Source organism: Pseudomonas sp. SDO52101_S400 (assembly GCF_054071635.1).
This window is the reverse complement of sequence record NZ_JBSVWF010000019.1, coordinates 41,200-59,620: the sequence shown is the minus strand read 5'-3', so window position 1 is coordinate 59,620 and position 18,421 is coordinate 41,200. Positions and strand designations below refer to the sequence as shown.

Genomic DNA, 18,421 nt, shown 5'->3' with positions numbered 1-18,421 from the left:
ACTACGAGGAAATCCCCATGAGTTTGAAAGACAAACTGCCCGGCCAATTGGGCTTCGGTACTGCGCCACTGGGCAACATGTTCCGCGCCATCCCTGATGACGAAGCCCAGGCCACCGTGCATGCGGCGTGGGATGCCGGCGTGCGTTATTTCGACACCGCGCCGTTCTACGGCTCGGGCCTTTCGGAAATCCGCCTCGGCGAAGCGCTGTCCCGCTACCAGCGCGACGACTATGTGCTCAGCACCAAGGTCGGCCGGGTCATTCTCGATGAAGTCGAAGACGCCGCTGCCCGGGATCTGGGCGAGAAAAGTGGCGTGTTCGAACACGGCCGCCCGAACAAAATCGTCAACGACTACAGCGCGGACGCCACTTTGCGTTCGATCGAAGACAGCCTCGAACGCTTGAAAACCGATCGCCTCGACATCGTCTGGGTGCACGACATCGCTCAGGATTTCTACGGCGACCAATGGCTGGAGTATTTCAATCAGGCCCGCACCGGCGCCTTCAAAGTCCTGACCCGCTTGCGCGAAGAAGGCGTGATCAAGGGCTGGGGCCTGGGCGTGAACAAGGTTGAACCGTGCGAGTTGACGCTCGACCTGACCGAGGCGCAGCCTGACGGCTTCCTGCTGGCTGGCCGCTACACCTTGCTCGATCACGATCGCGCCTTGCAGCGCCTGATGGATTCGGCACGTGCACAAAACGTCGAGATCGTCGTCGGCGGTCCTTACAGCTCGGGGATCTTGGCCGGTGGCGCGCACTTCGAATATCAGAAGGCCAGCCCCGAAATCATTGCGAAGGTCGAGCAGATCAAACGCATCGCCGCGGCCCATGGCGTTGATGTCAAAGCGGCTGCACTACAATTCTCGCTGGCCAATCCGGCAGTGGCGGCAGTGATTCCCGGCGCGAGCAAGCCGGGACGCATCGCCGAAGACATGGCGGCGCTGTCGGCGGCCATTCCGGCCGGTTTCTGGCAGGCCATGCGTGAAGCGAAACTGGTGTCCGAACGTGCACCATTACCTATCGACGAGGTGAAAGCATGAAGATCGATCTGAGCGGGAAACTGGCGATTGTCAGCGGCAGCACGGCGGGTATCGGTTTGGGCATCAGCCAGTCATTGGCCGAGGCGGGCGCCACGGTGGTGGTGATCGGTCGCGACGCTGCCAAGGTCGAACAGGCCCTGGCGAGCATTCGAGACAAAGTCCCGGGCGCGAAACTGCGCGGTTTGACGGCGGATCTGGGCACTGCCGAAGGCGCACAGAAACTGTTCGCCGCCGAGCCGAAAGCCGACATCCTGGTGAACAACCTCGGGATCTACAACGCCGTGGATTTCTTCGACGCGCCGGACGATGAGTGGACGCGCTTCTATGAAATCAACGTGATCTCCGGCGTGCGCCTGTCGCGACATTACGTGCCGGCGATGGTCGAGCAGGGCTGGGGCCGGGTGATCTTCCTGTCTTCGGAATCCGGCGTGGCGACCCCGGCCGACATGATCAACTACGGCGTGACCAAAAGCGCCAATCTGGCGGTGTCTCATGGTCTGGCCAAACGCCTGGCGGGTACCGGCGTCACGGTCAATGCAATCCTGCCGGGCCCGACCTTCACTGACGGTGTCGAAGAGATGCTCAAGGACGCCGCCGCCGAGTCCGGCCGCAGCCTGCGCGACGAAGCCGACGCATTCGTGCGCAGGGCGCGCCCGACCTCGATCATCCAGCGTGTGGCCAATGTCGAAGAAGTCGCGCATCTGGTGACGTACATCGCTTCACCGCTGTCCTCGGCCACCACCGGCGCCGCCTTGCGCGTCGACGGCGGTGTAGTCGACAGCCTGGCAATCTGAATTCCTTCTGAGAGACGCTTATTTATGGCAACAGCATCAGCATTCATCGACATCCCGGCCTCGGCCGATCAGGTCTGGCAATTGATCGGCGGTTTCAACACGCTGCCGGACTGGCTGCCGTTCATTCCCAAGAGTGAACTGAGCGACGGCGGCCGTGTACGCACCCTGCAAACCGCCGATGGCGCAGTGGTGATCGAGCGTCTGGAGACGTTCAATAACGCGGGCAAGACCTACAGCTATTCGATCGAGCAGGCACCGTTTCCGGCCACGGATTATCTGGCGACGATTCGCGTCGAAGCCCAAGGGCAGGGCGCGCGGGTGACGTGGTCGGGGCGTTTCACGGCCAAGGGCGTGAGTGATGAGGAAGTGGTGGCGTTGTTCACCGGCATCTATCAGGGTGGCCTGGAGGCGCTGCGCGCCAATTACCCGGCCTGAGTTTCACGATCGTTCCCACGCAACGTGGGAACGATCACTGCCAAAAAATCAGGTCTGTGAAATCAGACTCTGCCGACAATCAAGCACCAGCTTCGCCCCACCCAGTTCACTGCGGCCCACTTCAAGACTGAACCCATGCAAGCTGACAATCGCCGCAACGATCGACAGCCCCAGCCCGAAACCGCTTTGCGGTTGCCCACCCTCTGCACGATAGAAGCGCTGGAACACTGCTTCCCGTTCCGACTCGGGTATTCCGGGGCCGGAATCGTGCACTTCGATCCGCGTATGCCCTGCATCATTCACCCCACGCAAAATCACCGTGCCTCCCGGCGGGGTGAACTTGATCGAGTTGCTCAACAGATTGGCCAACGCCTCGAACAACAACGCCCGGTCACCGTTCAGCATCGGTAGGGTTTCGGGCATGTTCAGCTCGAAACGCAGTTCGTCTTCCTCGGCCAGCGGCAGGTAGAACTCATGCAGTTCCTGCAGCAGTCGCACCGGATCGAGCTCGACGAATCCCGAACGTCGCTGGCGATCTTCCAGTTCGGAAATCCTCAGCAAACCGCGAAAACGCGCCATCAGCGTATCGGCCTCGGCCAGTACCAGATCCAGTTGCGCCGCTTCCGGCGAGCCTTCGCCGGCCTGCTGCTGCATGCGATACAACTGCGCCCGCAAACGCGTCAGCGGAGTGCGCAAGTCGTGGGCGATGTTGTCGCACACGCCTTTGACTTCGTTCATCAGACGCTCGATGCGATCGAGCATGGCGTTGACGATGGCGGCGAGCATGTCCAGTTCGTCGCGGCGATTGGATACGGGCAATCGATGAGTCAGGTCACCGGCGACAATCGACTGGGCACTGGCCTGAATCGCGCGGATTCGCCGCAACGGCCGACGCCGCAGCAGATGCCAGCCGATGATGCCCGGCACAATCGTCAGCGAAACACCCCAGAGCAACGCACGCAGAATGATCCTCGTCACAGCGAACAGCGAGCCGTTATCGCGCACCAGTACCAGCCAGCGACCGTCGCGGGTCGGCGTGGCGACGGCATCGCAGCTGTCGTTTGGCAAGGTCGGGTCGTCGGATTCGGAGCAGTCGGGAAGTTCGTGAATCTTGCCGTCCAGCGGCAGCGACGCAGGAATTTTCTGCAAGGCGCCGCCGAGGTAGGTGTGGTCGGCGTCAAACAGGCCGTAGGCATCGATGCCACGGATGTCGAAGGTCATGCTGGCAGAGAGAGCGTCTTCCAATTGGTCGCCGCGAAAGTGCGAAAACAGGTGCTGACGCTGCATCAGCGAATGCTTGGCCAGGTTGTCGAGGTAACCGGACACCTCGAAATACATGACCCCCATGAGGATCGCGCTCCAGGCCACGAACAACGAACTGTAAAGCGCCAGCAGCCGGCTGCTGGAAGAACGCCAACCGTCAGACGGGTTCGGCAATGACATAACCCGAGCCTCGCACCGTGCGGATCAGCGGGACATTGCCCGGTGGGTCGATCTTCTTGCGCAGGCGACCGATGTGGACGTCGATCAGGTTGGTACCCGGGTCGAAGTGATAGCCCCAGACTTCCTCGAAAATCATCATCCGCGAGAGGATCTGGCCGCTGTTGCGCATCAGGAATTCCAGCAACTTGTATTCGGTGGGCAGCAGCGTCAGCACCTGCTCGGCGCGGCTGGCTTCATGGCTGATCAGGTCGAGTTCAAGATCCGCCACGCGCAGGGTGGTCGGCTGAGTGCCGCCATTGTGTTGCCGGCGCAGCAACACTTCGACCCGGGCCGCCATTTCATCGGTGGCAAACGGTTTGGTCAGGTAATCGTCACCCCCGGCACGCAGGCCGCGCACGCGCTCATCGACATCCGACAGGGCGCTGATCATGAGGATCGGCGTGGACACACCCATGGTGCGCAGGGTGGTGACGATGGCCAGGCCATCGAGTTCGGGCAGCATGCGGTCGAGGGTGATCAGGTCGTAATTGCCGCTGACGGCGCGGTCCAGGCCTTCGCGGCCGTTGTCGACCCAATCCACGTCGAGGCCGTGGCTGCTGAGTTCGGCGACGATTTCCCGGGCGGTCACGGCGTCGTCTTCGATGGTCAAGATGCGAGTCATGGGAGGCCTGCTGATCGGTTCAAACGGAATGGCAGCATTTTGCCAAGATTTTGCAATAACGCTTTAAATTAACTTTCATGTTGTAGTTGATACAAATGCGAAGGGCCGGGCGTTTGTGCCAATGCAGAAAACCCGCTGCTATCGAGCCCTTGTTGCAAATTGCATGGTGCTGGGAAGTTCATTCTTTTTAAGGCGTTGAATTTCAAAGATTTATTTAATGTTGTTGACTGGCACGGTCGCTGCAATTCCTCTGATGACGAGTTGTAACACCATTTTTCATGCCGGAGCAGAACAACAATGAATAGATCCACTGATGGCTTTTATCCTGCCTTCGAAGGAGAGTCGAGCAACGTCTCAGGGGTGTCCTGGGGCGCGATCTTCGCTGGGGCCGCGGCTGCTGCGGCACTGTCGTTGATTCTGGTGCTGCTCGGTTTCGGTCTGGGCTTCTCTGCTGTTTCACCGTGGGCCGGGGAGGGCGTCAGCGCCAAAGGCCTGGGCATTTCGACAATTGTCTGGCTGGCGGCGACGCAAATCATTGCTTCCGGGCTGGGTGGCTACATCGCCGGTCGCCTGCGGGTGAAGTGGGCGAACATGCACGGTGACGAGGTGTACTTCCGCGACACCGCCCATGGCTTCCTCGCCTGGTGTGTGGCAACGCTGGTCACCGCTACGTTGGTGGTCGGCTCGGTCAGCAGCATCGTCAGCGGTGGAGTGCAGGCCGGGGCGAGTGTCGTCGGAGGCGCGGCCAGTGCCATGACTCAAGCGGCTGGTAGTGCCGCCGCCAACACCGACAGCGATCAGTACGGTTACTTCGTCGACAGCCTGTTCCGTGATGACCGTCCTGCCGCTGTCAGCGATGACGCCGCCCGTGGCACCGTAACCCGGATCTTCGCCCAGAGCCTGGCCAACGGTCAGCTCAGCCCAGAGGATCGGACCTACCTCGCGCAACTGGTCGCACAACGAACCAACCTGACCCAGGCCGATGCCGAACGTCGCGTCGATGAAATCTACGCCCGTACGCAAAAGGCGATTGCCGACGCCAAGGTCAAAGCTCAGCAAGCCGCTGACACCGCCGCCAAGGTCGCTGCCTGGACCACGCTGTGGATGTTCATCGCGCTGCTGGCCGGTGCGTTCTTCGCCAGCCTCTCGGCCACCTTCGGCGGTCGCCGTCGGGATGCGGTCGAGTACGTCGAAGTCGAAACCTACACCACGACCACACTGCCTCCAGTTCGCTAATTAAGGAGAATCACCATGCGCTCACTACTGCTGTTTTTTCTCGGCGTGCCAATCCCGATCATTATTCTGATTGCGTTGTTCGTACACTGACCTGCCACGAGCTTCGGCTCTAATATTCACAAAGCCAGTCAATATTGAAATTGACTGGCTTTGTGCTGTTTTGTGGGCGGTTATCGTTTCGAATGATAATAGTCGCGGCCAGTCTGCGCGGAGTGTTGAACCACCATTTAAAGCGCTTGACCGTGTAGGGTCGCAATTGTATTTTCAGCCGGGTTTTCAACTGACTCGGTAGTGCAAGCATGGAGCTTTCAACCGCAATCCCGATCTTCAAGATATCGTCTGAAAAGTTGGCGCGTGAGTATTACCTGGATTGCCTGGGTTTTTCGATGGATTGGGAGCATCGATGCAATGATTATCCTGTCTACCTGCAGGTCAGTAGGGGGAATTTAATTATTCATTTGACAGAGCATGAAGGTGATGCGGAGCCTGGCACGACAATCCTGGTCTCGGTCAGCGATATCGACGATCTTTATAGTGAATTGAAGCGTGGTTTGCCCGGCAACAAGTTGGCGGTTATAACGGCGGGAAAGAATCAGGTCCTGGAGATAGATGATCCGTTTGGCAATCACATCCGGTTTGTGAGTCCGTCACGGTAACTAATAAAACGCTGCAGCCAGGGCTGCAGCGTTTTTTATTTAAATACTTTCCTAGCGACAAAAACCGCCCTGCGATTATGAACGGATGCCAGTGAATAAGTGACGTGGAAAGTGGTCAGTAACTTGCTGGTAGCCTCGATGTGGGTTTGCACCCAGGCATAATCTTCAATGCATTCAAAGATCAGTACGCCATTGTCACTGCACAAATCCCAGGCTTTTTTGAACAAGTCTGCAAAAGAACGGTTGTCCTTGTCCGAATAACCAAACCCGATCCCGGCCCAGACTACGCATGGGTACTGTGGAAGTTTGGCTGATTCACTACGAATATCACCCACGCTGAACGTTGTGCGTTCGTAATCACCATAGCGGGCGATGGCATCCTTGATTGCATTTTCTGAAATATCGATACCGTGATAAGCGCGGTTTCGATTGATGGCTCCTCGCAGGCCTCCGACGTAACACCCTATATCAAGTACGCCGGGGCAATCATATTGCTCGATGAGTCCCGAGATGACCGAGTAGCGGGTCGCCAGTGTGGCATCGGACAAATAGCCGTAGGCCCCGCTGGTATGGGCTTCGTCCTGGCGCTCCGGGTCTGCCGTGAGCGCCTCGCGTTCGTCCTCCGATAGCCTCTCTTTTTCTGTGATGCTCATTACCTTCTCCTTGGTGGTTTTATCAAAAAACGGGCGTGTCAGTACGCTGAAGAGACTGTTCAGAAATAGCGATCAAATGAACGGGAAAGGCATCAGCTCATGACGGTTCATGCGCCATGATGCGTTTTTCCTTCGGTGGTTTTTCCGGAGACAGTTGCGACAGAAGTGTGCCGGCCAATATAAGGGCGCAACCGGCCAGTTCTTTCGGGCCAAGTGATTCGCTCAATATGAGCCATCCGGCAACTGCCGCAAAGACGGCCTCAATACTTAGAATAATTGCGCTGTGCGCTGCCTTTATATGCCGCTGGGCGAGTATCTGTAAGGTGAACCCGATGGCGACAGACAAAACCCCACCATATAAGAGAGGGATTTTTGCATTGGAGATCATCTCGAACGAAATCGGCTCTGAAACCGCTGCGATGACCAGGGAAAGTACAACGCAAGTTCCGGATTGGACAATGGCCAGTCTGATGGGTGGAAGTCGATGTCCGAACGTCGACAATGCAATGACTTGAAAAGCCCAGAAGAATGCACTGGCCAGCGTCAATAGATCCCCGGGATTAACACTCAGATTTCCATGAACACTGAGAAGATAAAGCCCCATCGTCGCCAGGGCTACACCGAACCAGACGCCCGGAGAATATCGGTGGCCGAAGAAACTGCACAGTATCGGAACCAGCGCAACATACAGGCCGGTAATAAAACCGGTGTTCGCTACAGAGGCGTACATCAACGCGATTTGTTGAAGATTAATCCCGCCGAACAAGATCAGGCCAATAACGATGCCCGATGACCAATCCTTCCAGGAAAGCGGTCGGGTATTTTTTTCGAAGAAGATAAAGGGAAGTATCAGCAGGGTCCCGAGAGCGAAGCGTAATCCTGTATACCAGAAAGGCCCGATCGAACTCATGCCGATTTTTTGCGGAACAAACGCACAACCCCAAATAACAGCGGCCGCCAACAGTAAAATGTTTGACGTGATTACTTTTCTGTCCATAGAAAATACAGTCGTCCATCGAGAAGGTAGCCGATTATAGGCGGGGCGTTTTGGCCGTCAATTACAGTTAGGTGGACTTTTAATCAAACTAATCTCCGAAATTTGAAATGTCCTTTAAAAAGAACAGGTTGGATCCAATCTGTCCTATATGCCTTTTTTTCATATGTTTAGGCTACTTTCAGAGCAGGCTCGGCTGTCCCGGGAACGCGGTGCATTTCACCGGCATGGATCAATATTCGTCCAGACGATATCCCCTAACGTAAAAGAACCCGGCCCTTGCCGCTGGATCGACTACATTGCTTGCGCTCGCACTTTGCTGCGCAGACGGAGTAAGCCTGCCGGCCCGATAGAGAGATAACCCCCACGTGCCGGCAAGGTGTAGTGCAGCAAGGAGCTGTTTCAACCTCACCTGAACTTTTCACGGATGATCATCGCAATGCACTGCCTAGAAAGAACCTTTGATATCCAGCCCCTGGCGCAGGCGGATATGACAGTCCACATCAACGGCCAGCCAGTCACCGCCGCCATCGGCGAAACCGTGCTCAGCGTCATTCAGTCCCTCGGCGTGCGCCAGGTCGCACGCAACGATCACAACCAGATCAGCGGCGCTTATTGCGGCATGGGCGTGTGCCAGTGCTGCCTGGTGAAAATCAACGGCCGGCATAAGCGCCGCGCCTGCCAGACCGTTGTGCGCGAGGGCATGTTGATCGAAACCCAGGCCAACCGCATTCACGGTCAGGAGGCGCTATGAGCCAGTATCCGGTCATCGTCGGCGGTGGGCCGGCGGGGATGGCTGCGGCCATCGAACTGGCGCGCCATGGTGTGCGCAGCACATTGCTGGAAGAGGCGTCGCGTCTTGGCGGTGTGGTTTATCGCGGGCCGCTGCGTGACGGCGTGCAGCTGGATTACCTGGGGCCGCGTTACTTCGAAGCGCTGAGCAAACTGCACGGCGACTTCCAGGAGCAGGCCGGACTGATCGACGTGCGTCTGCATCACCGAGTGGTCGGCGCCGAAGGCACGCGTTCACTGGTGGTGCTCGACGGCGATGAGCGCCTGCACGAAATCGAATATCCGCAATTGCTGTTGGCCGCCGGCTGCCATGAGCGCAGCGTGCCGTTTCCCGGCTGGACGTTGCCGGGGGTGATCATGCTCGGCGGCCTGCAATTGCAGATCAAAAGCGGCGTGGTCAAACCGCAGGGGCCGGTGGTGATCGCCGGCACCGGCCCGCTGTTGCCGCTGGTGACGACCCAGTTGCACGCCTCGGGCGTTAGCGTTGCCGGTGTCTACGAGGCCTGCGCGTTCGGCAAAATCGCCAAGGAAAGTCTGGCGCTGCTGAACAAGCCGCAACTGTTCCTCGACGGCTTGAGCATGCTCGCCTATCTGAAACTGCACGGCATCCCGATGAACTACGGCTGGGGCGTGGTCGAGGCGCACGGCGAAGGCGAACTGAAAAGCATCAGTGTGGCGCCTTATTCGGCGACGTGGGAGCCGGACATGAGCCGCGTCGAGCGCTTCGAAGCGAAGACCCTGGCGGTCGGCTACGGCTTTATTCCGCGCACCCAGTTGAGTCAGCAAATGGGTCTGGATCATGGTTTCAGCGACGACGGCTATCTGCGCGCCAATGCCAATATCTGGCAGCAGAGCAGCGAACCCCACGTGCATCTGGCCGGTGACATGGGCGGAATTCGTGGCGGTGAAGCGGCGATGCTGGCCGGTAAGATCGCTGCGACCTCGATCCTGCTGCAACGCGGTGTGCTGGAAGAGGAGCTGGCGCGAGTCCGTCGTGACCGTTATCTGGGCAAACTCAAAGCCATCGTGCGTTTCCGCGCGGCGGTGGATCGCTACACCGAACGCGGCGTCGGGCAAATCGCATTGCCTGCCGCCGACACGGTGATCTGCCGTTGCGAACACGCCACCCGCGCCGACATCGACCGCGCGCTGGAGCAGGGCGTGCAAGACATCGCCAGCCTGAAGATGCGCACCCGCGTGAGCATGGGCGACTGTCAGGGGCGGATGTGCGTCGGCTATTGCAGCGACCGTTTGCGTCAGGCTACCGGGCGCAAGGATGTCGGCTGGTTGCGACCGCGTTTTCCGGTCGATCCGATTCCTTTTTCCGCGTTCAAATCCCTCGGCACGGAGGCCGTTTCCCATGAGTAAGTTCTACGACGTAGTCATCGCCGGCGGCGGTGTGATCGGCGCGTCCATCGCCTATCAGTTGTCCAAGCGCAAAAACCTCAAGGTCGCGATGATCGACGCCAAGCGTCCGGGCAATGCGACCCGTGCCTCGGCTGGCGGCTTGTGGGCCATCGGCGAGTCGGTGGGGCTGGGTTGCGGGGTGATTTTCTTCCGCATGATGTCGGCCAACCGCAAGCGCGAAACCCAGGGCGCGGCGGTGGCGGTGGACTCCAGCACACCGCACATCCTGCCGCCGTCGTTCTTCGATTTTGCCTTGCAGTCCAACGCGCTGTACCCGGCGCTGCACCGTGAGCTGAAAGACAACCACGGGATGGATTTCAAGTTCGAAAAGACCGGGCTCAAATTCGTCATTTATGACGATGAGGATCGGTTGTACGCCGAGCACATCGTCGGCTGCATTCCGCACCTGGCCGATCAGGTGCGCTGGCTCGATCAGGCTGCGTTGCGCGAGTCCGAGCCGAGCGTCAGTCACGAAGCACGCGGGGCGCTGGAGTTTCTCTGCGACCACCAGGTCAGCCCGTTCCGCCTGGCCGACGCCTACGCCGAAGGCGCCCGGCAAAATGGCGTGGACATGTACGTCAACACCAACATCACCGGCGTTCTGCATCACGGCACGCGGGTGACCGGTGTGCAGACGACCGAGGCCGGGGTGTTCCACTGCAAGACGTTGATCAACGCGGCGGGGGCGTGGGCGGCAGACTTGAGCGAGTGGGCCACGGGAATTCGGATTCCGGTAAAACCGGTGAAGGGGCAGATTCTGCTGACCGAACGCCTGCCGAAAATCCTCAACGGTTGCCTGACCACCAGCGATTGCTACATGGCGCAGAAGGACAACGGCGAGATCCTGATCGGCAGCACCACCGAGGACAAGGGCTTCGACGTCACCACCACCTGGCCGGAAATCGCCGGGCTGGTGCAGGGCGCGGTGCGTTGCCTGCCGGAACTGGCGGACATCAACCTCAAGCGCACCTGGGCCGGGTTGCGGCCGGGCTCGCCGGATGAGTTGCCGATTCTCGGGCCAATGGCAGGGGTGGACGGTTACCTCAACGCCTGCGGGCATTTCCGCACCGGCGTGCTGACCTCGGCGATCACTGGTGTGTTGCTGGACAAACTGGTCAACGATGAACCGCTGCCGCTGGACATCACGCCGTTTCTGGCGGACCGGTTTGCAGTGGCGCCGGCCAAAGAAGAGAGAGAGCTGGAGATAGCCTGAATCTGGTGGCCCCCACCTGATCGTTCCCACGCAGAGCGTGGGAACGATCAGCAAGGGTTCAGGATTTGCCGGATTGTTCTTCCAGTTGATCCGACTCGAACAACCGGGCCAGTTCCGCCCGCGCTTCCTGCGCGGTCTGCAGCACTTTGGCCGCGTCGTCGTACACCGCGTGTTGCGCCTCCAGCACCTGTTCGTCGTGGTGCTTGAAACGCTTGATCCGCGCATCGGCCTGGGCCTGGGTCAAACCGAGGCCGACCAGCGTGCGGCGGCTCATTTCCAGACTGGAGTAATAGGTCTCACGGATCGGATCGGCACCGACATCCACCAGGCGGTGAACGTGCTGCCGGTTACGGGCCCGGGCGATGATTTTCATGTGCGGGTAGAGCTTGCGCACGATCTCGGCGGTCTTGATGTTGGTCTCCGGATCGTCCGTGGCGATCACGAAATATTCCGCTTCACCGACCTTGGCCGCACTGAGGATTTCCGGACGCATCGGGTCACCGTAGAACACCGGTACGCCGCCGAAACTGCGGGACAGTTCGATGGTTTCCACCGAGGTATCCAGCGCCACGAACTTGATGTTCTGCGCCCGCAGGATCCGCGCCACGATCTGGCCCATCCGGCCCATGCCGGCGATCACCACCCGTGGGGTGTCGGTGTCGATCTGGCGGAATTTCTCTGGCACTTCCACGGGCTGCACCTTCGGGCTGACCAGACGCGCGCAGACCAACAGCAGCAACGGCGTCACGGCCATCGACAGCGTGATGGTCAGCACCAGCAAGTCATACAGACGTGGTTCGAACAGGCCCTGATCTCGACCAATCTTGAACACCACAAACGCGAACTCACCGCCCGCCGCCAGCACGATGCCGAGGCGAATCGCACTGACTTTGCTCAACCCGCCGGCCAGACGCCCGACCACAAACAGCAGCGGCAACTTCAGCGCAATCAACAGCAGCGTCAGCCCCAGTACCGTGATCGGCGCGCTGAGCAGCAGGCTGAGGTTGGCGCCCATGCCGACACTGATGAAGAACAGTCCCAGCAGCAGGCCCTTGAACGGTTCGATCTGCGCTTCCAGTTCATGGCGATATTCCGAGTCCGCCAGCAGCAGACCGGCGAGAAACGCGCCCAGTGCCATCGACACGCCGACCATGTCCATCAGCCATGCCGTACCGATCACCACCAGCAGCGCAGTGGCGGTGGACACTTCCGGCAGACCGGTTTTCGCCACCACACGGAACACCGGACGCAACAGATAACGTCCGCCGATCACCACTACCGCGATACCACCGAGCACTTGCAAACTGTGGCGCACATCGTCGGCGGTGCTGGTGTGGTGGTCGACGCCCGCAAGCATCGGCACCAGTGCAATCAGCGGGATCGCAGCGATGTCCTGGAACAGCAGAATGGCGAACGCCAAGCGACCGTGGGGGCTGGTCAACTCCTTGCGTTCCGCCAGGCTTTGCAGGCCAAACGCGGTGGACGACAGTGCCAGACCCAAGCCCAAAACAATCGCGCTGTTCAGCGGCTGGCCGAACACCGACAACGCCAGCACACCGATCACCGAACCGGTCAGCAGCACCTGCGCCAGACCGACGCCGAACACCGACTTGCGCATCACCCACAAGCGGCGCGGCGACAGTTCGAGGCCGATGATGAACAGCAGCAGCACCACGCCCAGTTCCGAAATGTGGCTGACACTTTGCGGATTGCCGATCAGGCCCAGTACCGACGGGCCGATGATCACCCCGGCAAACAGATAACCGAGCACTGCGCCCAGTTGCAGGCGCTTGGCCAGGGGAACGGTGAGCACCGCCGCGAACAGAAACACGACAGCGGCTTGCAACAGATTGCCTTCATGGGGCATGAGCGGGACTCCAGTAACGCGGTACGGCGGGGGGCGACAGGATAAAGGCTGAAACAATTCAAGATCTACCGCAGATCCTAATGTGGGAGCGGGCTTGCTCGCGAAGGCGGTGTGTCATTCCGCAGACCAGTTGCCTGACACGCCCTCTTCGCGAGCAAGCCCGCTCCCACAAGGGGGGGCGAGATGATCTCAGATTATGTGACCACTATTCGGCAGCACACGCTTGAGCAGATGTGCTTCTGTAATAATTTGCATCAATTGGTTACATTCATAGCCTCAGCGAATCAATTCCTCCCGAGTTCACCATGGCCATCAACTTCGACCTCAACGATCTGCAAGCCTTTCGCGCGGTGGTCGAGCAGGGCAGTTTTCGCAAGGCTGCGGACACTGTGCGCATCTCGCAACCGGCCCTGAGCCGACGCATCGAAAAGCTCGAAGACGCCCTCGGCGTGAAGCTGTTCGAACGCACTACGCGCAAGGTCAGCCTGACCCAGGCCGGTCGCGGCTTCATGCCGAGTGTCGAGCGCTTGCTGGATGATCTGGACGTGGCGTTGCTCGGCATCAGCGAAGTCGCCTCTAACCGACAGGGCCACGTCACTGTCGCCTGCGTGCCGTCGGCGGCGTACTACTTCATGCCACGGGTGGTCGCTCGCTATCACCAGCAGTTCCCGCGAATCAAAGTCAAAGTCCTCGATTCCAGCGCCCACGATGTACTGACGGCGGTGGTCAACGGCGAGGCGGATTTCGGGTTGAGTTTCATGGGCACCCAGGAGGCGGGTGTGGATTTCGAGCCGCTGGTGCAGGAGAGCTACGTGGTCGCCTGTCGCCGCGATCATCCGCTGGCCGGGCGCAGCAGCGTGACCTGGGACGAGTTCTACCGGCAGGATTACATCTCGCTGGACAAGACCTCGGGCAACCGGTTCTTGCTCGATCAGGCGCTGGCGAAAGTGGTGCCGCAACGCCCGAGCATCTGCGAAACCTTGCACGTGACGACGATGATCGGTCTGGTGGAAGCGGGGTTGGGTGTGGCGGCGGTGCCGTTGATGGCGATGCCGGCGGCGGATCATCCGATCCTGACGCGGGTGCCGCTGACCGACCCGCAAGTGATGCGCAGCGTCGGCATCATCAAACGCCGGGGTCGTACGCTGACCCCGGCGGCACTGGAACTGGAGCGGCTGGTGGTGGAAATGAAAGTCCAGCCGCCGAAGGTCAACGTTTGACCGAATCCAGCCCTGTGGCTTGCACGTCTGCCTGGGCGGCAGGTGCGGCAAGGTAGGCGAGCAACGCTTTGGCTTCCTGCGGATGCTGAGCACCGACCGGAATTCCCGCCGCGAAACGCGTTACCGACTGCACCGATTCCGGAATTTTCCCGACATAAGTCACCCCCGGCACCGGCAGCAATTCGCTGACCTGCTGGAAGCCCAGTTGATAATCGCCGGTTGCGACCACCGAACCCACCGGGATTTTCGGGATCATCTTCGCCTTCGGTTTCAGCTGATCTTCGATCCCCAGTTTCTTGAACAACTGCTGCTCGATGTACACGCCGCTGGCGCTGTCGGAGTAGGCCACCGACTGGGCGTCGAGCAGGGTTTTCTTCAGCGCGTCGACGTTGCTGATGTCCGGTTTCGGCGAGCCATCACGCACCACCAGACCGATTCGCGAATCCGCCAGTTCCACCCGCGACGCCGGGTCGACCTTGCCTTGCTTGATCAAATCGTCAAGTGCGTAGCCGACCATGATCACCACGTCGGCCTGCTCGCCACGGGCGAGGCGATTGGGGATCGCTTCCGGCGCCTTGCCCATCGACGGACCGAGTTGGGTGTCCAGCGTGTTGCCGGTGGCGGCGGCGAATTTCGGCCCGAGGATCTTGTAGGCGGCGGTGAAACCGCCGGAGGTCATGACCCGCAGTTCTTCGGCCTGGGCCGCGACGTTGAACGCAAGACCGGCGAGCAGGGCGGTAACGGTAAACAGTTTTTTCATGGTGATGTTCTCAGGCAGTAACAGGTTGCAGACGACCGCCGGCCCGGCGATACAGATACAGCGTCGCGCACAACGCACACAGTGCGCCGATGCTCATCCAGTAACCCGGTGCAGCTTTGTCGCCGGTGTACTGGATCAGGAAGGTCGACATCGCCGGGGTGAAGCCGCCGAATACCGCCGTCGCCAGGCTATAGGCCAGGGAGAAACCGGCCACCCGCACTTCCACCGGCATGATCTCGGTCAGCGCCGGAATCATCGCGCCGTTGTACAGACCGTAAATAAACGACAGCCACAACAGCGACAGCAGCATGTGGCTGAAGCTCGGCGCCTGCACCAGGTACGACAGCGCCGGATACGTGGTGGCCAGGGCCAGCAGCGACATGGCAATCAGCACCGGACGACGGCCGACGCGATCGGACAGCGCCCCGCCAATCGGCAGCCAGAAAAAGTTGGAAACGCCTACCAGCAACGTGACCAGCAACGCATCGGACGTGCTCAGGTGCAACACGGTCTTGCCGAAGGTCGGCGCATACACGGTGATCAAGTAGAACGCGGTGGTGGTCAGCGCAACCATCAACATCCCGCCCAGTACCACGCCCCAGTTCTTGCCGAGGGTGCGGAACACTTCTTTCATGCTCGGGCGATGCTTGCGAGCGGCGAACTCTTCGGTTTCCGCCAGATTGCGGCGCAAGATGAAGATGAACGGCACGATCATGCAACCGACGAAAAACGGAATCCGCCAGCCCCAATCGGCGACCGCGTCCGGCGCCATCCATTGGTTCAAGCCATAACCCAGCGCAGCGGCGACGACGATTGCCACCTGCTGACTGGCCGACTGCCAGGCCGTGAAAAAGCCTTTGCGCCCCGGCGTGGCGATCTCCGAGAGATACACCGAAACCCCGCCCAGTTCGGCACCGGCAGAGAAGCCCTGAAGCAGCCGCCCGATCAACACCAGCGCCGGGGCGAACAGACCAATGGTTTCGTATCCGGGCACCAGCACAATCAATATCGTGCCGCTGGCCATGATCGACAGGGTGACGATCAGACCTTTGCGACGACCGACGTCATCGATGTACGCACCGAGCACAATTGCACCCAGCGGACGCATCAAAAAGCCTGCGCCGAACACTGCGAACGTCATCATCAGGGAGGCGAACTCACTGCTCGCCGGAAAGAACACCGCCGCGATCTGCGTGGCGTAGAAACCGAACAGAAAGAAGTCGAACTGTTCGAGGAAGTTACCCGAGGTCACCCGGAAAATGGCGCCGGCCCGCGAGCCGCCGTATGGGATTGAGGCTGTCATAGAAAAGTACTCCACCGCTTTTATGACGTGCGCGACGGGGAGGCGGCGCACGGTTCTTATTGGGGCGGATAGTGGCGCGGGAGGATCGATTTGTTAATTGCATTGTTGGCATGGATTGATGCGTATGCCGGATTAATCGGGGACTTTGTGGGGGCTGGCAGGCAAGTGATGGTGTGTCAGACAGTGCAAGTTTTGAATGTGCCGGCCCTATCGCTGGCAAGCCAGCTCCCACAGTTTTGATGGTGTGCTCAGCGATTCTGTAAACACCACAACCATTGTGGGAGCTGGCTTGCCAGCGATGGCGGACTGGTCGGCGACTACAATCTCCCAGACAGTCCGGGCAAAAAATACAAGGAATGATTCCAGAACCCCGCAGTCGGAGTTCAGGTATCACACATCTGAAGGAGGTTCACCGATGAACAACAAGACCCTGATCGCAAGCCTGGCCCTCGTCGCCGGCATCGCCGGGATCAGCCCGCTCGTTCAAGCGGCGCAACCCTCGACCGACACCGTCGAACGCTCGCCCACCGACGGCCGCGAACTGAAGGTCAACGACCGTGCTCCGGACATCTACCAGCGCAGCGAAAAAGCCATCAAGAACTGGAAACAGAAAGGCCTCAAACAACCTGATCCTCAGGCGCAGTGGGTGCAGATGAACGACAAGTACGTGATGGTGATGATCACCAACGGGACGATTGTGGATATCAAGCCGGTGGAGCGTTAACGGTCACATTCCAAATCCCGGTGCACTTGCCCGCACCGGGCTTTCGCCACCCAACCGATACTGATTGTTCCCACTGCGCTTGGCCTCATACATCGCCAGATCCGCAATGTGCAGCAGCCGGTCCATGGTCGGCGCATGGTCGGGGAATACCGCCACGCCGAGGCTGGTGCCGATGTGGCGTTGGTCGTTGCCGATGGTGATTGGCGGGGACAGTTCGATGAAGATTTTCTGGCAGATGTTGCGGGCTTCGTCTTGTAGATTGAGGCCGGGGGCCAGGCCCTGGAGGATGACCACGAACTCGTCGCCGCCGATCCGGGCGACGGTGTCGCTGACCCGCAGGATGCGTTTCAGACGCGTGGCGGTGGTGATCAGAACGCGGTCGCCGGCGGCGTGGCCGTAGCGGTCGTTGATGGCTTTGAAACCGTTGAGGTCGACGAATATCAGCGCCACCCGAGTCGTGGTGGCACGCGCATGTTCCAGCGCTTCCGACAGGCGTTCTTCCAGCACCAGCCGATTGGGCAAACCGGTCAGCGGGTCGAAGTGGGCCAGGTGCTGGAGGTAGCTGGCGGAGGCCTTTTCTTCGGTAATGTCGCGCACCACGCCCATCATCTTGATCATTGCGTCGTGGTCATTCTTCACCACGTTGCCGGTTTCCCGCAGCCAGCGAATCGTGCCGTCGGGCCAGACCACGCGGTATTCCTCGTCGTGGTTCTCACCGGTTTCCAGACAGCGCAATTCCCCGGCGCGCACCTTGGCGCGGTCGTCCGGGTGGACGCAGGAGCAGAACAAGGCGTAGGAGGGCGTCACCTCGCCGATCTTGAAGCCGAACATGCCGAAGATCGCGTCCGACCAATAGAGGCGGTCAGTGTCGACCTCCCAATCCCAGGTGCCGATCCGGGTGAAATACTGGCTGCGCTTGAAGCGTTCGGCATCGCCATCCTGGTGGATGTTCTGGCCTTCGGTGGCGCGAGTGAGCAATTCACGGTATTCGGCAAGTTGCCGACGCAGGGCGCGCTCGCGACGAATCAGCACGGCGATCACGACCATCGACACAACCGCAATGGCGAAACTGATCCAGAGTTGAGTCATTCAAGCGGTGCTGTCATGGCGTATCGATCGGGATTGGTAGCGGGTGGCCATCATCCATCACGGCCAACGTGGGGTCAAACGGTTGCCAATGGCCGGCATTTCTGGGAAAACGGCGGCCAGCGGAACAATAGAGT

Annotated in this window: 18 protein-coding genes; 10 read left to right on the top strand and 8 right to left on the bottom strand. The window is 59.8% G+C overall.

What is annotated here, in order from left to right; all coding sequences use genetic code 11:
• Window positions 1–17 precede the first annotated feature (17 nt).
• The 3 genes from ACW9HX_RS12155 to ACW9HX_RS12145 are packed head-to-tail and all read left to right on the top strand — an operon-like array spanning window position 18 to window position 2,269.
• Window positions 18–1,040 carry an aldo/keto reductase gene (locus tag ACW9HX_RS12155; RefSeq protein WP_457380797.1) on the top strand — a complete coding sequence of 341 codons (1,023 nt, stop codon included), beginning with the start codon at window positions 18–20 and terminating at the stop codon, window positions 1,038–1,040.
• Window positions 1,037–1,834 (top strand): SDR family NAD(P)-dependent oxidoreductase, encoded by a 798-nt coding sequence (locus ACW9HX_RS12150; protein ID WP_085711559.1) that lies wholly within the window; start codon window positions 1,037–1,039, stop codon window positions 1,832–1,834. Before ACW9HX_RS12155 ends, ACW9HX_RS12150 begins: the two co-directional genes overlap by 4 nt.
• A 24-nt stretch (window positions 1,835–1,858) precedes the next feature.
• Entirely contained in the window at window positions 1,859–2,269 is a 411-nt protein-coding gene (locus tag ACW9HX_RS12145; protein WP_457380796.1) for an SRPBCC family protein, read from the top strand.
• Between the two features lie 48 nt (window positions 2,270–2,317).
• Here ACW9HX_RS12145 and ACW9HX_RS12140 read toward each other — a convergent pair whose 3' ends face one another.
• Together ACW9HX_RS12140 and ACW9HX_RS12135 are read right to left on the bottom strand one after the other, a co-directional pair.
• On the bottom strand, window positions 2,318–3,712 hold the full coding sequence (locus ACW9HX_RS12140) for a sensor histidine kinase (RefSeq protein WP_457380795.1): 1,395 nt from the start codon (window positions 3,710–3,712) through the stop codon (window positions 2,318–2,320).
• Window positions 3,690–4,373, bottom strand: a complete 684-nt coding sequence (locus ACW9HX_RS12135; RefSeq protein WP_096822590.1) for a response regulator transcription factor — start codon at window positions 4,371–4,373, stop codon at window positions 3,690–3,692. Before ACW9HX_RS12135 ends, ACW9HX_RS12140 begins: the two co-directional genes overlap by 23 nt.
• Window positions 4,374–4,670: 297 nt before the next feature.
• On the opposite strand from ACW9HX_RS12135, the gene ACW9HX_RS12130 reads away from it, so the two are divergent.
• Together ACW9HX_RS12130 and ACW9HX_RS12125 are read left to right on the top strand one after the other, a co-directional pair.
• A complete protein-coding gene (locus tag ACW9HX_RS12130) occupies window positions 4,671–5,609 on the top strand; it encodes a hypothetical protein (RefSeq protein ID WP_457380794.1) in 939 nt (312 codons plus the stop codon).
• A 299-nt stretch (window positions 5,610–5,908) separates the two neighbouring features.
• Window positions 5,909–6,265 carry a glyoxalase superfamily protein gene (locus ACW9HX_RS12125; protein WP_457380793.1) on the top strand — a complete coding sequence of 119 codons (357 nt, stop codon included), beginning with the start codon at window positions 5,909–5,911 and terminating at the stop codon, window positions 6,263–6,265.
• 35 nt (window positions 6,266–6,300) lie between these two features.
• On the opposite strand, the gene ACW9HX_RS12120 is transcribed toward ACW9HX_RS12125, so the two are convergent.
• Both ACW9HX_RS12120 and ACW9HX_RS12115 read right to left on the bottom strand, forming a co-directional pair.
• Entirely contained in the window at window positions 6,301–6,918 is a 618-nt protein-coding gene (locus tag ACW9HX_RS12120; protein WP_457380792.1) for a hypothetical protein, read from the bottom strand.
• A 97-nt stretch (window positions 6,919–7,015) separates the two neighbouring features.
• Window positions 7,016–7,915: a DMT family transporter gene (locus ACW9HX_RS12115; protein WP_457380791.1), complete on the bottom strand. Its 900-nt coding sequence runs from the start codon at window positions 7,913–7,915 to the stop codon at window positions 7,016–7,018.
• A 436-nt stretch (window positions 7,916–8,351) separates the two neighbouring features.
• Between ACW9HX_RS12115 and hcnA the strand changes: the two genes are divergently transcribed.
• From hcnA to hcnC, 3 genes are read left to right on the top strand one after another with little or no spacing between them, the layout of a single operon-like run.
• Window positions 8,352–8,666 (top strand): cyanide-forming glycine dehydrogenase subunit HcnA, encoded by a 315-nt coding sequence (gene hcnA, locus ACW9HX_RS12110; RefSeq protein WP_457380790.1) that lies wholly within the window; start codon window positions 8,352–8,354, stop codon window positions 8,664–8,666.
• Entirely contained in the window at window positions 8,663–10,072 is a 1,410-nt protein-coding gene (hcnB, locus tag ACW9HX_RS12105) for a cyanide-forming glycine dehydrogenase subunit HcnB (RefSeq protein ID WP_457380789.1), read from the top strand. The genes hcnA and hcnB overlap by 4 nt, the downstream gene beginning before the upstream one ends.
• Window positions 10,065–11,324, top strand: coding sequence for a cyanide-forming glycine dehydrogenase subunit HcnC (gene hcnC / locus ACW9HX_RS12100; RefSeq protein WP_457380788.1), 1,260 nt, complete (start codon window positions 10,065–10,067; stop codon window positions 11,322–11,324). Before hcnB ends, hcnC begins: the two co-directional genes overlap by 8 nt.
• Before the next feature lie 58 nt (window positions 11,325–11,382).
• Here the strand turns inward: hcnC and ACW9HX_RS12095 are convergent, their stop codons facing one another.
• Entirely contained in the window at window positions 11,383–13,191 is a 1,809-nt protein-coding gene (locus ACW9HX_RS12095) for a monovalent cation:proton antiporter-2 (CPA2) family protein (protein WP_457380787.1), read from the bottom strand.
• A gap of 305 nt (window positions 13,192–13,496) precedes the next feature.
• Here ACW9HX_RS12095 and ACW9HX_RS12090 point away from each other — a divergent pair, with 305 nt between their 5' ends.
• On the top strand, window positions 13,497–14,411 hold the full coding sequence (locus ACW9HX_RS12090; RefSeq protein ID WP_457380786.1) for a LysR family transcriptional regulator: 915 nt from the start codon (window positions 13,497–13,499) through the stop codon (window positions 14,409–14,411).
• On the opposite strand, the gene ACW9HX_RS12085 is transcribed toward ACW9HX_RS12090, so the two are convergent.
• Window positions 14,401–15,171: a substrate-binding domain-containing protein gene (locus ACW9HX_RS12085; RefSeq protein WP_457380785.1), complete on the bottom strand. Its 771-nt coding sequence runs from the start codon at window positions 15,169–15,171 to the stop codon at window positions 14,401–14,403. The genes ACW9HX_RS12090 and ACW9HX_RS12085 overlap by 11 nt on opposite strands.
• Window positions 15,172–15,181: 10 nt before the next feature.
• Window positions 15,182–16,474: a tricarballylate/proton symporter TcuC gene (tcuC, locus tag ACW9HX_RS12080; RefSeq protein ID WP_457380784.1), complete on the bottom strand. Its 1,293-nt coding sequence runs from the start codon at window positions 16,472–16,474 to the stop codon at window positions 15,182–15,184.
• 415 nt (window positions 16,475–16,889) lie between these two features.
• Between tcuC and ACW9HX_RS12075 the strand changes: the two genes are divergently transcribed.
• Window positions 16,890–17,198: an RcnB family protein gene (locus ACW9HX_RS12075; RefSeq protein WP_457380783.1), complete on the top strand. Its 309-nt coding sequence runs from the start codon at window positions 16,890–16,892 to the stop codon at window positions 17,196–17,198.
• A gap of 3 nt (window positions 17,199–17,201) precedes the next feature.
• On the opposite strand, the gene ACW9HX_RS12070 is transcribed toward ACW9HX_RS12075, so the two are convergent.
• Window positions 17,202–18,287 (bottom strand): diguanylate cyclase domain-containing protein, encoded by a 1,086-nt coding sequence (locus tag ACW9HX_RS12070; RefSeq protein ID WP_457380782.1) that lies wholly within the window; start codon window positions 18,285–18,287, stop codon window positions 17,202–17,204.
• Between the last annotated feature and the right edge of the window lie 134 nt (window positions 18,288–18,421).

Bases quoted from the DNA above. Each gene is read 5' to 3' on its own strand.
- ACW9HX_RS12155 (WP_457380797.1), top strand. From the start codon at position 18: ATGAGTTTGAAAGACAAACTGCCCGGCCAATTGGGCTTCGGTACTGCG.
- ACW9HX_RS12150 (WP_085711559.1), top strand. From the start codon at position 1,037: ATGAAGATCGATCTGAGCGGGAAACTGGCGATTGTCAGCGGCAGCACG.
- ACW9HX_RS12145 (WP_457380796.1), top strand. From the start codon at position 1,859: ATGGCAACAGCATCAGCATTCATCGACATCCCGGCCTCGGCCGATCAG.
- ACW9HX_RS12140 (WP_457380795.1), bottom strand. From the start codon at position 3,712: ATGTCATTGCCGAACCCGTCTGACGGTTGGCGTTCTTCCAGCAGCCGG.
- ACW9HX_RS12135 (WP_096822590.1), bottom strand. From the start codon at position 4,373: ATGACTCGCATCTTGACCATCGAAGACGACGCCGTGACCGCCCGGGAA.
- ACW9HX_RS12130 (WP_457380794.1), top strand. From the start codon at position 4,671: ATGAATAGATCCACTGATGGCTTTTATCCTGCCTTCGAAGGAGAGTCG.
- ACW9HX_RS12125 (WP_457380793.1), top strand. From the start codon at position 5,909: ATGGAGCTTTCAACCGCAATCCCGATCTTCAAGATATCGTCTGAAAAG.
- ACW9HX_RS12120 (WP_457380792.1), bottom strand. From the start codon at position 6,918: ATGAGCATCACAGAAAAAGAGAGGCTATCGGAGGACGAACGCGAGGCG.
- ACW9HX_RS12115 (WP_457380791.1), bottom strand. From the start codon at position 7,915: ATGGACAGAAAAGTAATCACGTCAAACATTTTACTGTTGGCGGCCGCT.
- hcnA (WP_457380790.1), top strand. From the start codon at position 8,352: ATGCACTGCCTAGAAAGAACCTTTGATATCCAGCCCCTGGCGCAGGCG.
- hcnB (WP_457380789.1), top strand. From the start codon at position 8,663: ATGAGCCAGTATCCGGTCATCGTCGGCGGTGGGCCGGCGGGGATGGCT.
- hcnC (WP_457380788.1), top strand. From the start codon at position 10,065: ATGAGTAAGTTCTACGACGTAGTCATCGCCGGCGGCGGTGTGATCGGC.
- ACW9HX_RS12095 (WP_457380787.1), bottom strand. From the start codon at position 13,191: ATGCCCCATGAAGGCAATCTGTTGCAAGCCGCTGTCGTGTTTCTGTTC.
- ACW9HX_RS12090 (WP_457380786.1), top strand. From the start codon at position 13,497: ATGGCCATCAACTTCGACCTCAACGATCTGCAAGCCTTTCGCGCGGTG.
- ACW9HX_RS12085 (WP_457380785.1), bottom strand. From the start codon at position 15,171: ATGAAAAAACTGTTTACCGTTACCGCCCTGCTCGCCGGTCTTGCGTTC.
- tcuC (WP_457380784.1), bottom strand. From the start codon at position 16,474: ATGACAGCCTCAATCCCATACGGCGGCTCGCGGGCCGGCGCCATTTTC.
- ACW9HX_RS12075 (WP_457380783.1), top strand. From the start codon at position 16,890: ATGAACAACAAGACCCTGATCGCAAGCCTGGCCCTCGTCGCCGGCATC.
- ACW9HX_RS12070 (WP_457380782.1), bottom strand. From the start codon at position 18,287: ATGACTCAACTCTGGATCAGTTTCGCCATTGCGGTTGTGTCGATGGTC.